Here is a 22,426-nt window from a genome sequence, read left to right as displayed (position 1 = left end):
CGCATGATGCCGCATGACCAGCATTGATCCGCTCGCCCGCTATCTGCGCGACCCAGGCCCCAAGGCGAGCGTCCGCGGCGTCTCCGCGGCGTGCAGCACCGACAATGCGATCGTGACGGAGACCATCTTGGACACGATGCGCGCCGGTGGCAACGCCATCGATGCCGCGATCGCTGGCTGCATGGTGCAGGCCACGGTCGAGCCGTTCATGACCAACCACACCGGCACCGTCAGCCTGTTGTACCGCGAAGCCGCGACCGGGCAGTTCCACCAGCTCCACAGCGCCGGCACCTTCCCTGAAGGCCTCGCGCCGTTCCGCCCGATCCCGAAGATGGCGAGCGGCTATGCGCGGCTGCCACCCTCCGCGTGTATCCCCGGATTCATGCCCGCGATGAAGGCGATGCACGCGCGGTTCGGGACGCGCGACTGGGCCAGCCTCATCGAACCCGCGATCCGCTGGGCCGAGGACGGCCATGTCGTCTCGTCGTTCGAATATGCGGTGACCGTGTCCGAACAGGACTTCATCACCTATTTCCCCGAAGGCCGGCGCTTCTACCTTCCCGACGGCTATTATCCCGCGGTCGGCGAACGCGTCCGCAATGCCGCCCTCGCCAGGACGCTGCGCGGCGTCGCCGCTGACGGCCCCGACCACATGATCAGCGGTGAATGGGGCGCGGCCTTCGTCGCGCACGCCAACGCGATGGGCTGGCCGATCACGCTCGGGCATATGACCCAGAACCCGCCGCGCTGGATCGAGCCGCTGCGCCTGACCCACGGCGCGCACGAGATTGTCACGCTCGCCCCGCCCGAACAGCAGGGCGTGTTCCTGTCGATGGTCCTCGGCATCCTCGCCGACCTCGGCATCGCAAACATGACGCCGGGGTCCGTGGAACATCTGTTCGCGATGGCGCATGCCTTGCGTCTCGGCCTCTATTTCTGCGGCTTCACGGGCGATCCGATCGTCGCGCGCTACGACATGGCGCAGCTGCTCGACGGCGATTTCCACCGCTCGCTCGCGCGACTCGTCCGCGGCATGCGGCCGAGCGTCGACCTGACCGAGCATCTTCGGTTGGTGCGCGCACCGGGCCTGCGCGCGGACGAGCACGGCCTCGCCGGCATCCCCTCGCACGACGCGCAGACCAAGCAGCCTTCGGGCAGCTGCGAACTCAGCATCGTCGATGCGCAGGGCAATTGGGTGCAGATGATGAACACGCTGCAATCGGGCGGCATCCCCGGCGCGGTGGTCGGCGGGGTCCCGATGGTAGGTTCGCACGTCACCTTTGCGGGCGTCACCGGGCATTTCGACATCAAGCTGGTTCCCGGCGCGCGGCTGCGGACGATCGTCGGCAACACCTTCGTCACCAGGAACGGCGAGCCGGTGTTCGGGCTCGGTACGCCCGGCAACGTGTTCTGCACGGTGCCGCAGGTGCTGACCAACCTGCTCGATTTCGGGATGGACCCGTACGACGCGATCGCCGCGCCGCGGATGCTGCAGCTCGGCGAGGATGGCGGGCTGGTGATCGAGGACCGGATCGCGCCCGATGCGCTCGACGGTCTCGCGCGGATGGGCGTGCCGGTGTCGGCGATGCCGCCCTATGACTGGCACATGGGGTCGTTCCAGATGTGCTACCGCGACGCCGACGGCGCGCTCTGCGCGACGGTCGACCCGCGGCGGTGCGGCGAAGCGGGCGGGTTCTGATCTTACATCCTCCCCCGCGAGGGGGAGGATCCCGGGCTCAGGGCAACTCCACCGCGCTCGGAGACAGGCTCTCCTCCAGCAACCAGTCGCGGAACGCGCGGATCTTGCTGAGGTCGCGGCGCGCGGTCGGGCAGATCAGGTAATAGCCGCCGTCATAGATCGTGTTGCGCGCGAACGGCACCATCAGCGCACCGGTGCGCAGCTCGTCGTCGATCAGGAACCGCGGCAGCAGCGCGACGCCCAGTCCCGCCACCGCGGCCTGGATCAGCATGAAGAAATGCTCGAAACTAGGCCCGTTGGGATCGAGATCGCCGAGCCCCGCGTCGCGCAGCCACTGGGCCCAAGCCAGCGGCCGTGTGGTATGCTGCAGCAGCACGTGATCGCGCAGGCTTGCCGGATCCTCGGGATCGATCCCGCGCGTGAGCAGCTCGGGCGCGCATACCACGACCATGTCCTCGCGCAGCCCCAGCCTGTACGACACCGCATCGGGCCAGTGGCCGTCCCCGAATCGGATCGCCAAGTCGATCCCCTGCGCGCTGAAATCCACGTCGCCGTCGCCCGCATTTAGGTTCAACGTGATCTTGGGATGCGCTTTGGCGAAGCGCGACAGCCGGGGGATCAGCCAGCGCGTCCCGAACGTCGGCAGCACGCCGATCCGCAGCACGCCGCCGCCGCGCTCGAACGCCATCGCCTGCAGCGTCGCCAGTTCCATGCGGTCGAGCGCCTCCTTCAGCTCGGCGGCATAGACCCGGCCTTCCTCGGTCAGCTCCAGCCGCCCGCGCGTCCGCATGAACAGCGGCCCGCCGACATACTCCTCGAGGATGCGGACCTGCCGGCTCGCCGCGCTCTGCGTAACGTTCAGTTCGCCCGCGGCCTCAGTGAAGCTCATGCACCGCGCGACCGCCTCGAACGTGCGCAGCGCGGTAAGGGACGGAAGCAGCCGCCGGCGCATATCAGTGCGAATAACTCATGACCTGCCTACTTTAGAGCGACTGTTTCGCGTCTGGCAATCGGTTAAACCGGGCCATCACGATTTCTTCTCAAGGTCCCCATGACGCCCTTCCATCTCGCCTTTCGCATCGACGATATCGAATCGACGCGTGCCTTCTACGCAGGACTGCTGGAATGCCCGACCGGGCGAGAAACCGACAACTGGATCGACTTCGATTTCTTCGGGCACCAGATTTCCGCGCATATCGGTCCCCGCCCCGACACGGTCCTCCAGACGTCGGTCGGCGGCATCGACGTCCCGCTCGCGCATTTCGGCGCGGTGCTGCCCTGGGAGATCTGGCAGTCGCTCGCGGACCGGTTGAAATCCGGCGACGCGGAGTTCGTGATCGCACCGCAGGTCCGCTTCGCCGGCGAACCCGGCGAACAGGGCACCTTCTTCGTCCGCGACCCCTCGGGCAACGCGCTCGAGTTCAAGGCTTTCCGCGACGCGGCCGGCATGTTTGACGCAACGACGACGGCAGGAGCGCAATCATGAAGGTCACGATTATCGGCGCCGGCGCGATCGGCGGGCTTGCGGGCGCATTCATGGCGAAGGCCGGGTACGACGTCGTGCTGGTCGATCGCTGGGCAGAGCATATCGACGCAATCAAGCGCGACGGCCTGTTCATCGACGGCATACGCGGCGAGATGCGCATCCCCGTCCCCGCCGCGCACCCGAACGAACTGACCGGTCCGCTCGACGCCGTGCTGATCGCGACCAAGTCGCAGCACACGATCGAGGCGCTGCAGCAACTGTTCCCGCTGTTCGGCCCCGACACCTTCGTGGTGTCGTTCCAGAACGGCTTCAACGAGCCCGGCATCGCCGACGCGCTGACCGCGGCGGGCCTTGGTGGTCGCGAACGCGTGATCGGGTCGATCCCCAATTACGGCGGCGCGCTGGTCGATCCGGGGCATCTGGAATTCGTCCACGAAGGCCCGATCCAGCTCGGCGAGATGGACGGCAGCGACAGCGCGCGGCTGAAGACGCTCGCGGGCATGCTGTCCGCGCTGACCGACGTTCAGCTCTCGTCGAACATCTGGGGCCAGATCTGGGCGAAGGAGGTGTATTCGGCGCAGGTCGTGTTCTCGGCACTCGCCGACGCGCGCATCCACGAGACGCTCGGCAACCCGCGCTATGCCCGCATCGCAGGCGCGGTGGTGCGCGAGGCGCTCGAGATCGCGGACGCCAACGGCATCACCGTCGAGGCGTTCGATTTTTTCGATCCCGCCAACTACCGCCCGACCACCGCCGCCGACACGCAGAAGCTGCTCGACAATATCGACCACGCTATCTGGCTGCTGAAGAAGGACCAGAAGCCCGGCAGCCACGCCTTCCGCAAAAAGGGGTCGGGCATTTGGTGGGACATCGTCTATCGCAAGCGCCAGTCCGAGGTCCGCTCGTCGAACGGCAAGCTGATCGACTTCGGCAAGGCGGTCGGCGCCGACACGCGGCTGAACGAACGCCTCTGCACGATGATCTACGAGATCGAGGACGACGCGCGCCCGCTCGGCTTCCAGAATTTCGACGAGCTCGAAACTTATGTAGCGAGCATCGGCAAAACCCTCCCTTGACCGGAATGCAGCTTCGATAGCTTGCGAAGGGGCCGAGTGCTTGAAGCGGCTCTCCTCATTAAGACCTGCACTTCGTCGCAAGATGAAGCGGTCCGTCATACGGAATGCTGCGACGCACGGAACACAGACGGTCTTTCAACTTCGCGTACGCATCGGAGAGTGGCCGCTATCGTGTCGTGCCGAAGGATAATACCTGTCGCTCGAATATCTCTACGATGATCGTGCGATCACTGCGGCCTGATCATAACGGATACAGAAACGTGAATTAAACAAGGCGCCGGCATGCGCGTCACTTGCGGATGGTACCGAACATGAGCAACTAAGGTTTTGTTGCAAGGTATCCGACCGGAGACAACCGACGACATCTCGCTGCCTGACGATAGAAGCAAGGCCTGTATCTGGTGGTATATCGACCCGATCGACAGCCGCGTCATCGTTTTGGTACTACGTCAACATTGTTTTGCGGGGCTACTTGGTTCGCCGGTGGAACACTATGCCACTGCAACGCGATAACGAGAGATTGCGCGTAGCCGACGATGGCAAGTGTCGTGCCCAGTGACATCATCGAACCTTCTTAAAAGGTATCGGCGGCCATGGCAGGCTTCTGTTCGAGCCTGGGTAAGATCCGGATACGACGGAAAGTGCGCTATGCAGCGTGCCAGGCTGGCTAAATGACCCGCACCTCGTCGCGATGGCCGAACGGATCCAGTCGCGCTTGGCCGTCGGTTGCAATCGATCATCGTTCTTAGCGGAGGTCGCCTCGTCACTCGTCACCGAATGAAGGAGCGTGGTCGCGCTCCGGACTTACCCGGACCGCTCCTGTAAAGGAGACCGTAAATCGTCGTTCGCGACGGCTGGTCGATGTGCCGACTTCTGCCGTCCATTGATATGACCTCAGCCTGCGCAAACCTCCGTGATGGCAAAGGCCTTGGCATTTGCGACCTTGCCTTGGAGCATCGTCTTCCAAAGGTATTGCTGTCGCTCGGAAGGAAGTGCCTCCCACGACAGAAGGTGGATCCCTGCAGCTGCATAGTCACCCTTCGCGAGGCGAGCGTCGACATTTTCTCGCTGGACGACGATGTGGACGCGCTCGACGTCGAGGATCATCCGAACAAACTCCTCCGGTGCGAACCGATCTTCCACGAGGTGGTTCTTGATGAGGTCCGAGATGGACGCATGCATTCGTCCGTAATGCTCGAGGATGAGAGGCTCGCCGGCCAGCGCACTGGCTGCCTTTGCGGACACCATGCCCGAAAACTGCCTGATCCGGCGCTTCAATGGCTCTGCTCTAATCCCGGCATACCAAGCCCGCGCCATCCCAACCGTTACGCCAGGACGCGACGCGAGCCACCGTATCTCCTCATAGATCGCGAACAGGGTCGCTTCATCGGCCGGTGAAAGGATTTCGGGCAGAGAATGGGTCCTTCCTTTCTACCGCGCTCCACCGGCTGCGCCATGCTTGAGCGTGGACGATGGAGCGCGTTCACGTCACGCCGTGAGTATCAGCTGATGGTTAGAGGTCGTTTGGCCGTTCGTCGCCGGACGACGGTAGAGGTTCGGCACCCGCCGAAGTCGAGACACCTCCCTCTTCACGGAAGTTGGCCAGCCACGGCAGGCGTTCCTGGGTCAACCGCGTGTCGCAGTTGAGTCGGGCGATCTCCTTGTCGTTCGCGTCGATCGACGCGGACGCCGCTTCCACCTTGCAGTCAGCATTCTTCTTCGCGATCCACGCGCGCTGCTGCGGCAGGAGCCGTTGCCGCGTGGCACCGGCGAGCGCCTGCCAGGTGGCGCCGATCGTCTGGGCGGCGAGCTGGTTGTCGGTCTTGGCGGACGCGAGGTTCGCTGCGCGCTGCTCGCCGAGCGCGGCATTCTGCTCGGCGGTTTGCTGGGCCTCGGCCTGCGCCGCTGCGCGCTGGCTCTCCTCCGTCGATGCCCGCAACAGCCCCGAGGCCAGGACTTCGGCGGCAAAATCGAACATGTTGTTGCCGCTCTCCGTCTCGGCGAACACCTTGTCGCCATTGTCGGTCGGCTGCACGTTGAACTCGATTCCCGTCGTGAAGCTGTCGGCATGACGCTCGATATCGGCGGCATCGGCGAGCGCGGACACGCTGTTGAGGCCGGCGGTCTCGCGCGTATGGTCGGCATCAGCGAGCGCATCAGCGTCGAACCGGACTTTCAGCGTACCCGTGCAGAAGCGCTTGGTGCTGTTGGGATCCTCCTTCGAGGTGCGAATGTCGTCGATCGCGATCACCAGTTGCCCGATCGCAGCGCGGATCTTCGACAGCGACACCGATCGCGCGCCATCCTCGCCGCGAACCTTCGCCGAGATCGCCCTCTCGAGCTGATCCTTCACGATCCCGACGACCGGCGCCTGCGCGCTCTCGGCGGTGCAGCCGACGGCGGTTCCGCCATTGCCGCACGCCGCCGTGCCCAGCGCCAACGTGGCGGCTACGGCGAAATATATCCTGTTCATCACTGCCTCCTTACGGCAATTCGACTTTGTGAAAGCGGCGTGCATTGGCCTGCGGATCATCGGTTTCGATGAGGCGCGCGATTGCGCCGACCGCGACCGGTTCGGCCGCGCCGATCGGCGCGGCGCTGGCGCTGGCCGCGGTACTCGCCGTGATCCGGTAGCGTACCGGAGCACCGCCATTGGCCGCGACCTGGACGATCGCGCCGAGCGGCACCAGCGCCCCGCCGTGGTTCAGCACGATCTGCCCGCCCTCAAGCGCTGCGACCCGCATCGGCACCAGCGTGAAGGCGATGCGGCGTGCAGCAGCCAGGGCGAGCGCATTGCCGAGCCGGCGCATGCCGACATTGGCGGGCGTCATGCTCGAACAACCGCCCTCGCCGCCGACGACCTGTGAGCCTATTTCGGCACTGGCATCGACTACGCCGCCGAACACCATGCTGCCGCGCGCGTCGCGGACGCGGAGGTCGAAACTCGCCGAGAGGCGCGTGCCGCCGACGCAATAGTCCCCCGCCGTGCTGGTGCTGACCTCCATGTCCGGCGCGCCGACGCGCCCGGTCACGACATAGTCCGGCGTCGGCATGTCGCGCCCGCCGCTGTTCGTCGACAGCCGGACGACACCGAATTCGAGCAGCGTCGACTGCAGCCGATCGCGAAAGCCGCCAAGCGGACCTTCCTCGATCGCGGCCACCTTGACGGTCGCCCGCCCTTGCGCAAGCGCCGGCGCGGCACAGAGCAGCGGCACGAAGGCCGCCGCGAGCCGCATCGTCACTTTCTCTTGGCCGGCTTGGCGAGCGCGCGGATATCATCGGTGGAGGCGGGGCGGACGATCGCCCCCACCGGGATCGTGCTGGCGAACGCGGTCGCCGGTGCCGCTTTCGACATCCGGCCGACAATCTCGGTAATTCGCACCAGGCCGAGCTTGCTCTCGTTCGACCCGATCACCTCGCCCGTCGACGGATCGCGGATGACCGCACCTTTCGAATAGACCGCCATGATCGCGCCCGGCTGCACCGCGCCCTCGCCATAGTTGAGCATCAGCTGCCCGTCGCCCTGCACCGCGGCGACCTGGATCGGGTAGATCGAGGTGACGAGCCCGCTTGCCACCTTGGCCGCGGCCGACCGGATCAAAAGCGCGCTGTCGATGTTGGACTGTCCGCTGCAGCTTGACGCCGCCTTCTGCGTCTCGTCGATATGCGTGACATACTTGATCTCGCCGGTGTCGGTATCGGTGATCTTGATGTCGAGCGCCAATGTCGCGCTGGTGTTCGTGCAGCTCGCGCCTTTGTTGCCCATGAACCCGGCAAGCATGGTGGAACCGATATTGTCCGCCTTCTTCGCCGAGATCGACGTGATTGTCCCGTAGATGAGATAGTCGATCCCCTCGAACCCACCAACCCGCCCGGGGGTGTTGGTCGTGACCATCCCGCCCTTGGCCCGCGCCTGTTCTCCCACGAGCTTGCCCATCTGCTGGCGCTCGATCATCCGGAACTTGCCCGTGCCGGCGATCGCGCTTTCGATCATCGCCGAGAGGGTGTCGGCTTGGTTGCTGCGGGTCAGGTCGTCGATGCGCACCACCGCGACGGTCGGCTTGCCGGTTTGCGCCGATGCCAGCCCCGGCGTCAGCGCGGCCAGTCCGGCAGCCGCCATCATCACGATCTTCATGTTCAATCCCCCTGTTCGTCGCGGCGCGTACGTCGCGCGACGTCGTCAACGACGGCGATCTCGCGCCGCCGGCCGGCATGCCCCATGCCGACCGCCGCTTACTGCCGCAGCCCTGCCCGTTGCTCCCATCCGGAAAAAACCCGGACCGGAAAGTAATGAATTCGCAATGTATTTTGGCCTGCGCACTGCCGCCCGGACGACTTCAAGTCGCTAGGCCCGCTGCGTGGCTCGCCGATCGTCCGCGCGCTCCCCCATCGTCGAGAACACGGCCGCCCGGTCGAGATGGATCCTGCGCCGGTCGAGCGAGTCCGCCCGCGCCGCCAGGCATAGTTCCTGTTCCGCCTGCTGCTCGTAGTACGCGCGGTCCCTGCCCATCGTCATCCCCCCGAAATACCCCGCGGCGTGTGTGGACGATGGCGCCACGCCGGTCAGTCCGGGAAAAACCCGCATGGGCATGCCGCACAAGTCCCGACGACCTCGGGGTATTTCCCCACTTCAGCAACGCCGTGGACCCGGCCATGGAAGGCGGCATGAACGGTTCAAGCGAATGGGGTCGATCCCGGCTGGCAGCATGGCGCCCGCGGCGCGGCGAATGGCTCGTCCTGCTCGGCTATGGTGCCGCGTTCTGGGCTCTTCACCATCTGGCCGCCCTGTGGAGCGGCACCGGCTATTACTCGCTGTGGTTTCCGGCGGCTGGCGTTCGGCTGGCGCTGTTCTGGCGGTTCGGCGCGCGGCTGACCGCCGCGGCGGTCGCGACCGAGATCCTGGTGCAGATACTCGGCGGCGTGATCGCGTTCGACCGGCCGGACTGGCCGACGGAGATGATGCGGGTCGCCAACCCCGTGATCGCCTATGGCGTGGCGGTCGCGCTGGTGCGTGCGCTGGCCCGCCGGTCGCGGAGCAGCCTGGCGACCGCGCCCATGCCGCTCGGCCTCGCATCGGTCGCCGCCCCCCTCAACGCCGTGCTGGTCGCTGTGCCATGGGCGCTCCTGCGTCCGGAGATCACGAACGTCAGAAGCGCGCGCGAGATCATCGCGTCTCTGACGGCGTTCGGCGTCGGCGACCTGCTCGGCGTGCTGCTGGTCGCCCCGCCCCTTCTCTACGCCGCCGACCTGATCAAGGGCCGGGCGAGCCTGCCCCGGCACAGCCCTCGTCCCGCCGCCGTCGCGGAAGCCGTCTGCGTCCTGGCCGCGTCGCTCGGCCTCGTCGCGACGCTGGCGGCGATCGATCTTGGCCTGCCGGCGACGCCCGTGTTGCTCGCGATCGCCTGGATCGGACTGCGCTTCGGCCGTGCCGCGGCGTGGGGATCCATCGTCGTGACCGCGGTCCTCGTGCTGCCGGAGACGGCGGGCGCGATGGCGCTGGACGCACGCCTGGCGCTGCACATGAGCCTGGCGGCGGTTGCCGTGGTCGGATATCTCGCGGGCAGCTTTGCCGACGCGGAGGCCCGGGCGGTCGCCGCCGTCGCCCGACGGGACAGGATGTTGTTCCAGGCAGAACGGTTGAAGACGCTGCGCGCGATGTCCGTCGCGGTGATCCACGAGATCAGCCAACCGTTGTCGACGCTGTCGATCGAGGCGCGGCATCTCGCCGATATCAGCCGCGACGCGGACCCGGAGATTCGCGACACCGCCGTCCTTATCGAGCGCAAGGCGGACACGCTGGCGACGCTGGTCCGGCGTCTTCGTCGCTTCGGTGGCCGCGCCGTCGACGAGCCGTCCGTGTTGCCGGTGGCCGTGTTGCTCGACAGCGTCGTGGCGCTGGCAAGACCCGAAGCCGCGGTCGCCGGCGTCTCGATCGACATTGCCCCCGTCGATCCCGATCTCGCGGTGATGGCGCAGGAAGTCGAGCTGGCGCAGGCCCTGTTCAATCTCGTGCGCAACGCGATACAGGCCTGCGACGATCATCGCGTGGGGATCAGCGTGACCTGTCAGGACGATAGCGTGGCGATCGCGATCGCGAACCACTGCGTCGATCATCCCCTCGCGTACCAAGGCATGGGCGTCGGCTCGCTGATCGCGCGGACGATCGTCGGGGCGCATGGGGGGCGACTGTCGCGCGTACGGACCGGGCCCGCCGATATCGCGCACATCGTGACGCTCCCGCGAGCAGGAGACCCGGCATGACCGAGACCGCGACCATCTACGTCGTCGACGACGACGCCGATCTGGGCGCCAGCGTAGCCCGTCTGCTGACGCGTCACGGCCACATGGCGAGCGCCTTTGTCGAGACGCGCGCGCTGCTCGACGCGCATCGCCGCGAGCCGGCGGCCTGCGTGATCTCGGACATCATGATGGGCGAGACGGACGGGTTCACCTTCGCCGACAAGCTGCGCGAACTCGATCCGAACGTGGCCTTGGTCTTCATGACCGCCTGGCCGACCACCGCCAACGCCGTGGACAGCATCCGCCGCTATGGCGGTCTCGACTATCTCGAAAAGCCGATCGACGAGGCGCGTCTCCTGTCGGCGATCGGTGAAGGCGTCGCCTGGTCGACCAACCGCCGCGCGCTCGCGCGCCGCACGGAGGCACTGACCACGCGCGAGCGCGAAGTCTTCGACCTGCTCGTGCGGGGCTACAGCAACAAGGCCATCGCCGGCGAACTGGGCCTCAGCGCGAAGACGGTCGAGAGCCACCGCGCGGCAATCGTCGCGAAGACCGGGGCCAATGGCCTCGCGCAGCTCATGAAGCTGGCAGAATAAATACTTGGACCGACCGGCTGACCGTAAATCTATTGGTTTTCCTGGAGGATGCTCAGCGGTAAGCGCGCGAAGATGCAAGTATCTTGAACAACGCAGCCGAGGATCCGCGCTCGGTCTCGCGGCAGGTCGTGGAAAGTCTCGTCCGACTGGTATCCGGGCTGAAGTCCGTTCGGCAGTCTTCGACGCCGTGTTCCTGCGCGGGTTCATCAGTCGCTAATCCGTGACGCGGTCCGCAGCGTCGCGCTCTGGCCGGACACTCGGACAGCGTGTCGAAGGGCCAGTTCTTGTCGAAGAAGCGGAACGCTGTGGTCGACGAAAGCGCACAGCGCGCCCTTTCTGTGCGGTCTGCGCTTGAGAAAAAAGGGACGGGCGTCGGTAGCGGCTCGAAGCCGGTGAGCAGGTGGAGCAGGCGGTCGGCCCGTGCCCGCGCGAGGCAGCGTCGATGGCAGCGTCCGCCCCGTCGGGACTCAGCCGCGTGCCGCCTCGCATCGACGTTGGCGCTTGGGGAAAAGCACGACGCGTTGTTCCTCCACCGGGTACGCAGGCCTATCGCCGCGACAATCCCGATGCGGCCATCCTTCTGCTCGACGCCGGTCATCGCGCATCCGAGACGCATTATCGCGAGATGACAGGCCTGATGCGCGCGTTCCTGGATCGCACGCGGCGTTAGCTGGATCGGGCGGGCAGTACGGCCGACGCCATGTTGCGGCAATGTTGTACTGCTTAAGCCGCTCGGGGGCGGAACGGTCGAGATCGACGCCTGCAGCAAGGGCCGATACCGGCCACCGCCCTCACGACCCGTCGCCACACCCGGCGACGCGGATCTCAACGGTTCGGAGCGGTGTCCCTGCCAGCGCTGCTTCTGCCTGCAAGCACGGCTTTGCTTGCCGCGATCGATCCTGGCCCCTGCAATCAAGGATACCTTCCATGCCCAGCGAACCACGTCGCAACCCCAAGACCGATCAGCTCCTGACAGCGGAGAATGCCGCTTTCCTGGTTATCGACTACCAGCCTGCGCAGGTGAATTCGATCGGGTCGATGGACCGCCAGGTGTTGATCAACAACGTCGTCGGCGCCGCGAAGGCGGCCATTCTCTATGGGCTGCCGATCGTCCACACCACGGTGAATGTCGAAAGCGGGCTGAACAAGCCGCCGCTGCCGCAGGTCCAGGACGTTCTGGGCGGGTACCCGACCTATGATCGCACCAACATCAACAGCTGGGAGGATGCCGCGTTCGTCGAGGCGGTCGAGAAGACCGGGCGCAAGAAACTGGTCATGGCGGGACTGTGGAGCGATGCCTGCCTGTTGTTCCCGGCGCTCGACGCGCTGGCGGCGGGGTACGAGGTCTATGCGCTTGCCGACGCATCGGGCGCGACCTCGGTTGCCGGCAACGACGCCGCGCTGCGCCGGATCGAGCAGGCGGGCGGCAAGATCCTGTCGACGATGGGGCTGTTCTGCGAGCTCCAGCGCGACTGGAACCGGACGGCTACGGTCCCCGGCTTCCTCGACCTGTTCATTCAGACCGGCGGCACCGCGGGGATCCAGTTCACGCTCGACAAGGCGGACGCCGATCGGCTGGCCTTCGCCAAGGCCGCTTGAATACAGGGGCCGCAGCGATGCGGCCCCTGCCCTATCTGATTCCATGAGGAAGACACGTGATGATCGATCTGACTGGCAAGCGAGCATTGGTCACCGGCGGGTCACGCGGCATCGGCGCTGCGATTGCGCTGGTGCTGGCGGAAAACGGCGCGGACGTCGCCTTCACCTATCAGCATGCGGCCGAACGCGCGGCATCGGTCGTCGACGCGATCGAGAAGACGGGCCGTCGCGGCGTCGCGATCCAGGCGGACAGCGCCGACCCAGACGCGATCACGCGCTCCGTCGCGGACGCCGTATCGGCGCTCGGTGGGCTCGACATCCTCGTCAACAGCGCAGCGATCGGGCTGTACGGCACGATCGCGGAGATCGACGTGGACGCCTATCAGACGATGATGGACATCAACGTGCGCGCGCCGGTGCTGTTCGCGAAAGCCGCCATCCCGCATCTGTCCGCGGGCGGGCGGATCATTTCGATCGGTTCGGGCCTTGGGGAACGCGTCCCGTTCGCCGGGATAACCGCCTACGCGATGTCCAAGGCGGCGCTGACCTCGTTCACGCGCGGGCTGGCACGCGAACTCGGCCCCGACGGCATTACGGTGAACCTGGTGCAACCGGGATCGGTCGACACCGAGTCGAACCCGGCGGACGGCGCAGCAGCCGAATTCCAGCGCGGTGTGACCGCGCTCGGCCGCTATGCCGAACCGCGCGAGATCGCGAACGCCGTCGTCTTCCTGGCCAGTCCGGCAGCGAGCGTGATCACGGGCGCGATCCTGACCGCGGACGCGGGGGCGATCGCCTGATGCTGGTTAGCCGTCAGGGAACGGCGCGTGCGTCGAAGATGTGCCGCGCGCCCTCGACATCGTCGAGATGCTCCATCGTCCAGTCGTACAGAGCCCGGAACGGGATCTGGAGCGACCGCCCGAGCGGCGTGATCTCATATTCGACCGCGACCGGAGACATCGGCAGGACGCGGCGCAGGACGAGGCCATTGCGCTCGAGCCGGCGAAGGCATTGCGTCAGCGCCTTTTGCGTGATCCCTTCGAGCCGGCGCCTTATCGCATTGAACCGCATCGGCCCGGCATCGAGCACGACCAGCACCATCATCGACCATTTGTCGGCGATCTGATCGATAAGCATCCGACTCGGACAATCGACCGAGAAATGCCGGGGGTCGCAGGCGATCATGGTATCCTCCGATATACCTAGGCAACTTCAGGTGCGTTATTGATCCCTAGTTTACAAGGTATACTTGGCCAGCATCGTTACAGGAGCCCTGCCCATGCCCGCTACAGACATCCTCTTCCGCCCGTTCAAGATCGGATCCCTGTCGGTCCCCAACCGGATCGTCATGGCCCCGATGACGCGGACTTTCGCCCCGGACGGCATCGTCGGCGAGGCGAACGCCGCCTATTACCGCCGGCGCGCGGCAGGCGGAGTCGGTCTTATCCTGTCAGAAGGCACGGTGATCGACCGCCCAACCTCGCGCAACGAACCCGGTATCCCGTTCTTTCACGGCGAAACGCCGCTGGAAGGCTGGAAGGCCGTGATCGATGCCGTCCATGGCGCCGGCGGCAAGATGGGGCCTCAGATCTGGCATACCGGATCAGCCGTTGGCCTGAGCGGCTGGGAGCCGGAGACGGCTGTCGAAAGCCCATCCGGCCTGCTCGCGCCCGGCACGCCCCGCGGGTCGGACATGAGCGAGGAGGCGATCGCCGATACCGTCGCCGCCTTCGCGCGCGCAGCCGCCGACGCCGAACGGCTGGGCTTCGACATGGTCGAGCTGCACGGCGCGCACGGCTATCTCATCGACCAGTTCTTCTGGAACGGCACCAACGAACGCCCGGACCGCTATGGCGGCGCGACGATCCGCGAGCGGTCGCGCTTCGCTGCCGAGATCGTGACCGCGGTCAAGGCCGCGGTCGGGCCCGGCTTCCCGCTCGCGCTCCGCGTCAGCCAGTGGAAGCAGCAGGACTTCGCGGCGCGTCTCGCCGAGACGCCGGCGCTGATGGAGGACTGGCTGCAGCCGCTGGTCGATGCCGGGGTGGACATCCTCCATTGCTCGCAGCGTCGCTTCTGGGAGCCCGAGTTCCCCGAAATCGATGGCGAGGAAGGCCTGAACTTCGCCGGCTGGGCCAAGAAGCTGACGGGCGCCGCAACGATCAGCGTAGGATCGGTCGGCCTGTCGGGCGACTTCATGGCCGCGTTCAGCGGCGAAAGCTCGACCACCAGCGGGCTCGACCGCCTGGTGGCACGGATGGAGCGCGACGAGTTCGACCTGATCGCGGTCGGACGCGCGCTCATCAGCGATCCGAACTGGGTCGAGAAGGTTCGGATCGGCGACTCCGCGAACCTGAAGGGGTTCGAGGTGTCCTCGCTCGCGGAGCTGGTCTGAGCGGGACGGCGGGCGATGGCCGATGGTCTCGCCCGCCCCACCCCTCTTATTCCCGCGGCCGCTTGAAGAAATAGTGCAGCACGAAATGCCCCGGGGAAACGACCGCGACCAGTTCCCAGCGGTCTGCGCCCAATCTTCCAAGGTCCTCGGCGGTCATTGTCGTCTCGACGACCAGATAGTCCCAATGCATGTTTCGATCTCCTTGGGGTTGCTGCTTGTTCTGGATTGCCGGCGCGCATGGCCGGGATCGATGTCCATCCGGATGGTCGCCTGGGCCGGTAGGACTGCACGGTCGATGCCGTATCGGTAGCAGGGACTTACCCCTGCCCGGACTTCGCGATGCAGAGCTGTCGTGCCGGGTAGTCGAAGGTGATGACGCCATCCTCCCACAACGGCACGCCCAGCGTCCCGTCGACGATACCCGCCTCGAACGCGGGGACATTGGGCGACAGACCGACATCCATAGCGCCAAACGCGGCCTGTCCGAGCTGCATCTCGCTCACGCGCGCTACGCTACCTTGGACCTTGCCACCGATCCCGTGACCGATCTGGCGCGCTACCCCGGACCGGAGCAGAGCCTGGCCGGTCTCGGTGCGCAGGAAAGGTCCGCCTATCATCACGGCCTTATGCCGGGTGCCCAGATCGACCAGCATCTTCAGGCGGACCGCCGGCGCCGTCGGCGTCGGTCGAAAACTGACCATGACGACGGGTGCATCGTTCAGGATCTCGAGCGGGATCGGATCGGCGCATCGTCCGGCGCTGCCTGACGGCCCGAAGGTGATGCGTCGACGCGGGTAGTCCACCGTCACCGCGCCATATTTGAACGCGGGCGCGCCGACGAGCATGTCGACGGGAAACCGGGCGGATTGCGACAGGTGCGACAGGTCGCCCGCATAGCTCGGGACAGTCCTGAACCGGAGCGGACCGAAGCGCAGGTCCGCCAGCGAAACCGGGTGCAGCGATTGTGCCGCGGCGCCGGCACCCGCTGCGTAGACGGCCGCGGTCGCTTCCTTGAGCCCAAGTCTGCGGATGGCCGCCTGGTCCGTGATGATGGCCCCTGCCCCGCTATCGAGCACGGCGCTGATCCGCTCGCCGTTCACGCGCGCGTCGATGCGGACAAGGTTGTCCTGTAGCGTGAACGGCATGGTCGTTGGCGTCGATGGCGCGCGTACGGGCCGATCGGGTACCGCGCCGGCGCCTGGGGGAGTCGTTGCCGGAGCCTCCTGCGCGACGGCAGGGCCACCCAGGAGGAGCAATGCTCCCAGGACTGTCGAACGAACCATAGGTCTGTTGACCATTTGTTGCAGGACGGCGTGCGGGGTCAGGCGCCGATGGTCGTTACCCTGGTTTCGACGCCCATCGTAGAGTTGCTGGCCATAGCCGAAGGGATTGTGAAATGACGGATTCTGCATGCGATTTTCCCTTCTGAGGGCCGAGGCGATTTCGTGAGTCATGGCCGGGCCCGTGTCGGAAGGTCCGGTCTTCGGCTGGCGGCTGTCATAGTCCCGCCACAGGCGCCGGCATCTTGGCCGCCACGAGCACTCGTGCGTCCCTGCGTCCGAGCCAACCCGACATCAGCGCCAGCAGGAGCGCGCCGACCGATAGCACAGCCCCGGCCCAATTGGGGGCGGCATACCCGAACCCCAGGGCGATGACGGTTCCGCCGGCCCATGCGCCGATCGCGTTGCCAAGGTTGAAGAGGCCGATATTGACCGCAGAGGCCAGATTTGGTGCCCCCGCCGCCCGGGCGTTGTCCGTCACCAGCTTTTGTATCGGCGCGACGGTGGCGAACCCGAAGGCCGACATGAGGAAGATGCAGAACACCGAGGCAAGCTGGCTGTCCGCGACGAAATAGAAGGCGAAGAGCACGACCGCCTGCGCGGCGAGCGTCACGTATAGCAGCGGCATCAAGGCCCGGTCGGCGAGCTTGCCGCCCAGGATATTGCCGACGAACAGGCCCAGTCCGAACACGGCGAGCAGCCACGTCACGGCCCCCTCGCCATACCCGGCGACGCGCGTCATCATCGGCGCGATATAGGTGATCGACGTGAAGAACGCGGCCGGCCCCAATATTGTGATCCCCATCGCCAGCAGGACCCTGATGTCGGTGAAGGCCGCGAGTTCCCTGCGCAGGTGCGGCGGCTCCCGAGGCTCGGCGCGGGGCACGAGCAGCAGGACGCCGAGGATGGCGACGAGGCCGATGACGGCGATCGCGAGGAACGTGGCACGCCAGGAGACCGCGTGCGCCAGCCAGGTTCCCACGGGTGCTCCGATCAGCGTGGCCAGGGTCAGGCCGGTGAACATGAAGGCAATCGCGCTCGTGCGCCGACCGGGAGCGACGAGATCCGCCGCCATGATCGAGCCGATGCCGAAGAACGCGCCGTGCGTGAGCGACGTGATGACCCGGCCGACGAGCGCGATCGTATAGGTCGGCGCGGTCGCCGTGACGATGCTGCCGACGATGAACAGGACCAGCAGCCATGCGAGCATCGTCTTCTGGGGAAGCCGCGCGCCGAGGATGATGGTGATCGGCGCGCCGAAGAAGACACCGAGCGCATAGCTGGTCGCCATGTTGCCGGCCATCGGGATCGAGATCCCGAACTCCGCTGCGATGCCGGGTAGCAGGCCGGCGATGACGAACTCGGTCGTGCCGATCCCGAACGCCGCGATCGCGAGCGCCCAGAGCGCCGCGGGCATGGCTTGGCTTTCAGAAGCGCCGGTCGCGGTATTGCGCGTGTCGGTTGCGTCTTGTGCGTTAGTCATGTCGCGAACTCCGGCAGGACGTGGTTGGCGAGCTCGTCGATGGCGTCCTCGAACGGGCGTTGCAGCGGCTTCATGTGCAGCATGACGTGGTTCACGCCTTCGTCGCGCTGGCGTTTCCAATGCTCGATCAGCGCCCTGCGGCCGCCGCGCAACGTCGCGTCGCGGATCTCGACCGGTCTTGGCAACACACATCGCCAGATGGTTGGACGATTGACCGATGCGTTCCAAGATATGCTGAAGGCCAAGGCGTTCGAGCGCATCCGTGCGCTTATCACACAGTAGTGTTGAAGTCGGAAGACGACGTGCTTGCGATCCATTTGCGTGGCGAGCTGGCGTCGATGCTGGAGCGATGAGTGTGCGGCGAACGAGAAAAAGCCTCGGAGCCGTTGGCTGCCGAGGCGTTGAAAATAGTGTTGGTTGCGGGGACAGGATTTGAACCTGTGACCTTCAGGTTATGAGCCTGACGAGCTACCGGGCTGCTCCACCCCGCGACACTTCGCTGATGCGAAGGAGGGTAGATGAGATTGTGAATGGGTTCAGATGACGTGATGCATGTCGCACGGGCTTCAATGCCTGGCGACGACCTACTCTTCCATCGCTTGAGCGATAGTACCATTGGCGCAGGCGGGTTTCACGGCCGAGTTCGGGATGGGATCGGGTGGGACACCGACGCTATAGCCACCAGGCAATGGAGCCGGTGCGACATGCGTGCACGTTATCTGTGGGGTACCCCGTCGTGGCTTGTGGCCGTGACGGGGCTCTTAAAATCGAGACCGTGCTTTTGGTTGCCAGCCTCTCGGAACACCGAGTGCTGGTTGTAGTGGTATTCGAACCAATCCCTCGACGGCGAGGGGATTGGCAATCTGGCGTCGGCTGAATCATCCGCACCGTGCAATGGCTGACTGGTTGCCCAGTGTTGTCATTGATGGTGGAACTCTCAAGCGCGAATAGAGCAATTAGTATCGGTTAGCTCCATGCGTTACCGCACTTCTACATCCGATCTATCAACGTCGTGGTCTCCGACGGCTCTATGAAATCTTATCTCGAGGGAGGCTTCCCGCTTAGATGCTTTCAGCGGTTATCCCGTCCATACATAGCTACCCAGCTGCGCTCCTGGCGGAACGACTGGTACACCAGAGGTATGTTCAACCCGGTCCTCTCGTACTAGGGTCAACTCCTCTCAAATTTCGACGCCCACGGCAGATAGGGACCAAACTGTCTCGCGACGTTCTGAACCCAGCTCACGTACCACTTTAATTGGCGAACAGCCAAACCCTTGGGACCTGCTCCAGCCCCAGGATGTGATGAGCCGACATCGAGGTGCCAAACAACCCCGTCGATATGAGCTCTTGGGGGTTATCAGCCTGTTATCCCCGGCGTACCTTTTATCCGTTGAGCGATGGCCCTTCCACGAGGGACCACCGGATCACTATGACCGACTTTCGTCTCTGCTCGACTTGTCAGTCTCGCAGTCAGGCGGGCTTATGCCATTGCACTCTAACAGACGGTTTCCGACCGTCCTGAGCCCACCATTGCGCGCCTCCGTTACTCTTTAGGAGGCGACCGCCCCAGTCAAACTACCCGCCACAGAGGGTCCCTGTTCCGGCTTACGGAACGAGGTTAGACATCAGAAACAAACAGGGTGGTATTTCACCTATGGCTCCACATCAGCTGGCGCCGATGCTTCAAAGCCTCCCACCTATGCTACACAGTTTCTTCCTAATGCCACTCTGAAGCTGCAGTAAAGGTGCACGGGGTCTTTCCGTCTAACCGCGGGTACTCCGCATCTTCACGGAGAATTCAATTTCGCTGAGCATGTCCTGGAGACAGTGGGGAAGTCGTTACGCCATTCGTGCAGGTCGGAACTTACCCGACAAGGAATTTCGCTACCTTAGGACCGTTATAGTTACGGCCGCCGTTTACCTGGGCTTCATTTCAGAGCTTGCACCCCTCCACTTAACCTTCAGGCACCGGGCAGGCGTCAGGCCCTATACGTCGTCTTGAAGCCGACTTAGCAGAGCCCTGTGTTTTTGCTAAACAGTCGCTACCCCCTGGCCTGTGCCCCCCATAAGAGCTTGCGCTTATATGGGGCCTCCTTCTTCCGAAGGTACGGAGGCAATTTGCCGAGTTCCTTCAGGACACTTCTCTCAAGCGCCTTGGTATACTCTACCTGACCACCTGTGTCGGTTTCGGGTACGGTCTATACGGTGGGGCTATTTCCTGGAACCATTTCGAAGCCTGACCAATCCGATAAGGTCAGACAACACACATGATCCGTCACACACCACCAGGCCCACGAATATTAACGTGGTTCCCATCGACTACCCCCTTCGGGCTCGTCTTAGGGGCCGGCTCACCCTGCGCGGATTAGCCTTGCGCAGGAACCCTTGGTCTTTCGGCGAGAGGGCATCTCACCCTCTTTATCGCTACTCATGTCTGCATTCGCACTTCCGATACCTCCACGACCCATTACCAGATCGCTTCACAGGCTTACGGAACGCTCCGCTACCGCGTACCACATAAGTGGCACACCCTAAGCTTCGGCACGTATCTTGAGCCCCGTTACATCTTCGCCGCAGGACCTCTTGTTTAGACCAGTGAGCTGTTACGCTTTCTTTAAAGGATGGCTGCTTCTAAGCCAACCTCCTGGTTGTTTTGGAAGTCCCACATGCTTTCCCACTTAGATACGATTTGGGGGCCTTAGCTGTAGGTCAGGGCTGTTTCCCTTTTGACGACGGACCTTAGCACCCGCCGTCTGTCTCCCGCATATCACTCTTGGGTATTCGGAGTTTGGTTAGGTTTGGTAGATCTCGCGACCCCCTAGCCCATCCAGTGCTCTACCCCCCAAGGTGTTCGTGCGAGGCACTACCTCAATAGTTTTCGCGGAGAACCAGCTATTTCCCGGCTTGATTGGCCTTTCACCCCTAAACACAACTCATCCGGTAACTTTTCAACGTTAATCGGTTCGGACCTCCAGTGCGTGTTACCGCACCTTCATCCTGGTCATGCCTAGATCGCCGGGTTTCGGGTCTAATACATCAAACTCTGGCGCCCTATTCAGACTCGCTTTCGCTGCGCCTACACCTAACGGCTTAAGCTTGCTTGATACATTAAGTCACAGACCCATTATGCAAGAGGTACGCTGTCAGGCCATAAAAGCCCTCCAACTGCTTGTAGGCAATCCGTTTCAGGTACTGTTTCACTCCCCTCATCGGGGTGCTTTTCACCTTTCCCTCACGGTACTAGTTCGCTATCGGTCACATACGAGTATTTAGGCTTGGAGGGTGGTCCCCCCATGTTCAGACAGAATTTCACGTGTTCCGCCCTACTCGAGTCCTGAATTCTCACTTTCGCATACGGGGCTGTCACCCGCTATGGCCGAACTTTCCAGATCGTTCTGCTAGTTGAAATTCAGGCACTGGCCTGGTCCGCGTTCGCTCGCCACTACTAACGGAATCTCGGTTGATGTCTTTTCCTCCAGCTACTGAGATGTTTCAGTTCGCCGGGTTCGCTTCACGAAGCCTATGTATTCAGCTAAGTGATACCTGACCAATTAACTTTACCCCAGCCGAAGCTCAGGTAGAATTAATCGGATAGGTGGGTTTCCCCATTCGGAAATCATAGGGTCAAAGCTTGCTCACAGCTCACCTATGCTTATCGCAGCGTGCCACGTCCTTCATCGCCTGTATGTGCCAAGGCATCCACGAATTGCCCTTACCTCACGCTTGAGAGTCCACACCACCAACGACATCACTGGGTGCCTCCGAAGAGGTCACCAACTCGGCAGAGCAGTGCGCGTTGGCCTTTGTCAGGTGCGGATGATTATAATCTCAGCCAGATTATTTATATGATGACGCACGTCCTGGCCTTGCGAACCGCTTGTCGAATTCACCGCGCACCGAAGTGCTGAGCGAACCGCCGAAGCTGTCCTCAATGTCCAAAACCATACGCCTCACGGCATCGATTTTAAGAACCCATTCACAATGTCAAATACGACGGGCGTACCCGTCAATCACCGTGCTCTCGCACGGCGAACCGTTTCTCTTCATCAACCTGGATATGTGGTGATCAGCGTGCCCGCGAGCCGCGCGCCGTCAGTCGCACCCCGTACTTGATACGGGGTCTCGCCTTGTGGCGCGCTATGCAGCGCTGGCCGTGCTTGTCGAAGTGCGCGGCAGCTTCGCTGCCTCGTCTCTTCGTCTGCGCATTGGTGGAGCCTATCGGGATCGAACCGATGACCTGATGCTTGCAAAGCAACCGCTCTCCCAGCTGAGCTAAGGCCCCATTATGCTGCGAGATGGTGGGCCGAGTAAGAGTTGAACTTACGACCTCACGCTTATCAGGCGTGCGCTCTAACCACCTGAGCTACCGGCCCCATTCTCGTCCAAGCTGGTCCAAAGGACCGCTAGGCGGGAGGTGCCAGCTCAGATTACCCAAGCCGCTAGGCTTGGGATCCAGTTGATGAAGGGACATGAGGACGGCGGCTAATGTTCTTTGGAATGGAGGAAGCTCTTCCGACCGCGTGGCATCCGAACCGAGGTCCGAGTGCGAGGCTGTCAGCGCTTTCCGCCGATA

The 22,426-nt window shown here is 64.1% G+C and carries 19 protein-coding genes, 3 tRNA genes and 2 rRNA genes; 8 read left to right on the top strand and 16 right to left on the bottom strand.

The features are described from left to right. Positions 1–13 precede the first annotated feature (13 nt). Positions 14–1,699 (top strand): gamma-glutamyltransferase family protein, encoded by a 1,686-nt coding sequence (locus FSB78_RS03975; RefSeq protein WP_147080157.1) that lies wholly within the window; start codon positions 14–16, stop codon positions 1,697–1,699. A 37-nt stretch (positions 1,700–1,736) separates the two neighbouring features. Here FSB78_RS03975 and gcvA read toward each other — a convergent pair whose 3' ends face one another. Next, a complete protein-coding gene (gcvA, locus tag FSB78_RS03970) occupies positions 1,737–2,651 on the bottom strand; it encodes a transcriptional regulator GcvA (RefSeq protein WP_147080155.1) in 915 nt (304 codons plus the stop codon). Positions 2,652–2,750: 99 nt separating this feature from the next. Here gcvA and FSB78_RS03965 point away from each other — a divergent pair, with 99 nt between their 5' ends. Together FSB78_RS03965 and FSB78_RS03960 are read left to right on the top strand one after the other, a co-directional pair. Continuing rightward, positions 2,751–3,185 (top strand): VOC family protein, encoded by a 435-nt coding sequence (locus FSB78_RS03965; protein ID WP_147080153.1) that lies wholly within the window; start codon positions 2,751–2,753, stop codon positions 3,183–3,185. After that, positions 3,182–4,261: a ketopantoate reductase family protein gene (locus FSB78_RS03960; RefSeq protein WP_147080151.1), complete on the top strand. Its 1,080-nt coding sequence runs from the start codon at positions 3,182–3,184 to the stop codon at positions 4,259–4,261. Before FSB78_RS03965 ends, FSB78_RS03960 begins: the two co-directional genes overlap by 4 nt. An 894-nt stretch (positions 4,262–5,155) precedes the next feature. On the opposite strand, the gene FSB78_RS03955 is transcribed toward FSB78_RS03960, so the two are convergent. The 5 genes from FSB78_RS03955 to FSB78_RS03940 all read right to left on the bottom strand — a co-directional run bounded on the left by FSB78_RS03955 (position 5,156) and on the right by FSB78_RS03940 (position 8,777). Next, positions 5,156–5,539 carry a hypothetical protein gene (locus FSB78_RS03955; protein WP_147080149.1) on the bottom strand — a complete coding sequence of 128 codons (384 nt, stop codon included), beginning with the start codon at positions 5,537–5,539 and terminating at the stop codon, positions 5,156–5,158. 235 nt (positions 5,540–5,774) lie between these two features. Next, a complete protein-coding gene (locus FSB78_RS03950) occupies positions 5,775–6,734 on the bottom strand; it encodes a lysozyme inhibitor LprI family protein (protein ID WP_158637964.1) in 960 nt (319 codons plus the stop codon). Positions 6,735–6,744: 10 nt separating this feature from the next. After that, the gene (locus FSB78_RS19075) at positions 6,745–7,503 is read right to left on the bottom strand and encodes a hypothetical protein (RefSeq protein ID WP_158637963.1); all 759 of its coding nucleotides are present in this window, start codon (positions 7,501–7,503) and stop codon (positions 6,745–6,747) included. Continuing rightward, positions 7,500–8,396: a CsgG/HfaB family protein gene (locus tag FSB78_RS03945; RefSeq protein WP_147080145.1), complete on the bottom strand. Its 897-nt coding sequence runs from the start codon at positions 8,394–8,396 to the stop codon at positions 7,500–7,502. The genes FSB78_RS19075 and FSB78_RS03945 overlap by 4 nt, the downstream gene beginning before the upstream one ends. A 210-nt stretch (positions 8,397–8,606) precedes the next feature. After that, positions 8,607–8,777: a hypothetical protein gene (locus tag FSB78_RS03940; RefSeq protein WP_158637962.1), complete on the bottom strand. Its 171-nt coding sequence runs from the start codon at positions 8,775–8,777 to the stop codon at positions 8,607–8,609. Between the two features lie 149 nt (positions 8,778–8,926). Between FSB78_RS03940 and FSB78_RS03935 the strand changes: the two genes are divergently transcribed. The 4 genes from FSB78_RS03935 (at position 8,927) to FSB78_RS03920 (ending at position 13,496) form a co-directional block, all read left to right on the top strand. Beyond that, positions 8,927–10,522, top strand: a complete 1,596-nt coding sequence (locus tag FSB78_RS03935; RefSeq protein ID WP_242007982.1) for a sensor histidine kinase — start codon at positions 8,927–8,929, stop codon at positions 10,520–10,522. Beyond that, positions 10,519–11,097, top strand: a complete 579-nt coding sequence (locus FSB78_RS03930) for a response regulator transcription factor (protein ID WP_147080142.1) — start codon at positions 10,519–10,521, stop codon at positions 11,095–11,097. Before FSB78_RS03935 ends, FSB78_RS03930 begins: the two co-directional genes overlap by 4 nt. Positions 11,098–12,024: 927 nt before the next feature. Next, the gene (locus FSB78_RS03925; RefSeq protein ID WP_147080140.1) at positions 12,025–12,696 is read left to right on the top strand and encodes a hydrolase; all 672 of its coding nucleotides are present in this window, start codon (positions 12,025–12,027) and stop codon (positions 12,694–12,696) included. A gap of 59 nt (positions 12,697–12,755) precedes the next feature. After that, the gene (locus tag FSB78_RS03920) at positions 12,756–13,496 is read left to right on the top strand and encodes an SDR family NAD(P)-dependent oxidoreductase (protein WP_147080138.1); all 741 of its coding nucleotides are present in this window, start codon (positions 12,756–12,758) and stop codon (positions 13,494–13,496) included. Positions 13,497–13,509: 13 nt separating this feature from the next. Here FSB78_RS03920 and FSB78_RS03915 read toward each other — a convergent pair whose 3' ends face one another. Beyond that, positions 13,510–13,833 (bottom strand): winged helix-turn-helix transcriptional regulator, encoded by a 324-nt coding sequence (locus tag FSB78_RS03915; protein WP_242007981.1) that lies wholly within the window; start codon positions 13,831–13,833, stop codon positions 13,510–13,512. A 142-nt stretch (positions 13,834–13,975) separates the two neighbouring features. On the opposite strand from FSB78_RS03915, the gene FSB78_RS03910 reads away from it, so the two are divergent. Next, positions 13,976–15,088 (top strand): NADH:flavin oxidoreductase, encoded by a 1,113-nt coding sequence (locus FSB78_RS03910; protein ID WP_147080135.1) that lies wholly within the window; start codon positions 13,976–13,978, stop codon positions 15,086–15,088. Between the two features lie 46 nt (positions 15,089–15,134). Here FSB78_RS03910 and FSB78_RS19240 read toward each other — a convergent pair whose 3' ends face one another. The 9 genes from FSB78_RS19240 to FSB78_RS03870 all read right to left on the bottom strand — a co-directional run bounded on the left by FSB78_RS19240 (position 15,135) and on the right by FSB78_RS03870 (position 22,226). Next, positions 15,135–15,278 (bottom strand): hypothetical protein, encoded by a 144-nt coding sequence (locus FSB78_RS19240; RefSeq protein ID WP_199743109.1) that lies wholly within the window; start codon positions 15,276–15,278, stop codon positions 15,135–15,137. Positions 15,279–15,405: 127 nt separating this feature from the next. Continuing rightward, entirely contained in the window at positions 15,406–16,542 is a 1,137-nt protein-coding gene (locus tag FSB78_RS03905; RefSeq protein ID WP_147080133.1) for an aspartyl protease family protein, read from the bottom strand. A 43-nt stretch (positions 16,543–16,585) separates the two neighbouring features. Beyond that, on the bottom strand, positions 16,586–17,785 hold the full coding sequence (locus FSB78_RS03900) for an MFS transporter (protein ID WP_147080131.1): 1,200 nt from the start codon (positions 17,783–17,785) through the stop codon (positions 16,586–16,588). 62 nt (positions 17,786–17,847) lie between these two features. After that, positions 17,848–18,039 carry a hypothetical protein gene (locus tag FSB78_RS03895; protein ID WP_147080129.1) on the bottom strand — a complete coding sequence of 64 codons (192 nt, stop codon included), beginning with the start codon at positions 18,037–18,039 and terminating at the stop codon, positions 17,848–17,850. Between the two features lie 226 nt (positions 18,040–18,265). Beyond that, positions 18,266–18,342 (bottom strand) — tRNA-Met (locus FSB78_RS03890). An 80-nt stretch (positions 18,343–18,422) separates the two neighbouring features. Next, positions 18,423–18,537, bottom strand: a 5S ribosomal RNA gene (rrf, locus tag FSB78_RS03885). Between the two features lie 250 nt (positions 18,538–18,787). Next, positions 18,788–21,579: ribosomal RNA gene (locus tag FSB78_RS03880) — 23S ribosomal RNA — on the bottom strand. A gap of 480 nt (positions 21,580–22,059) precedes the next feature. Continuing rightward, positions 22,060–22,135 (bottom strand) — tRNA-Ala (locus FSB78_RS03875). A gap of 14 nt (positions 22,136–22,149) precedes the next feature. Beyond that, positions 22,150–22,226 (bottom strand) — tRNA-Ile (locus FSB78_RS03870). Positions 22,227–22,426: the final 200 nt, after the last annotated feature.

Source organism: Sphingomonas ginsenosidivorax, from assembly GCF_007995065.1.
Taxonomy (GTDB): domain Bacteria; phylum Pseudomonadota; class Alphaproteobacteria; order Sphingomonadales; family Sphingomonadaceae; genus Sphingomonas; species Sphingomonas ginsenosidivorax.
The sequence above is the reverse complement of the archived record's forward strand: the minus strand, read 5'-3'. Positions and strand labels throughout refer to the sequence as shown.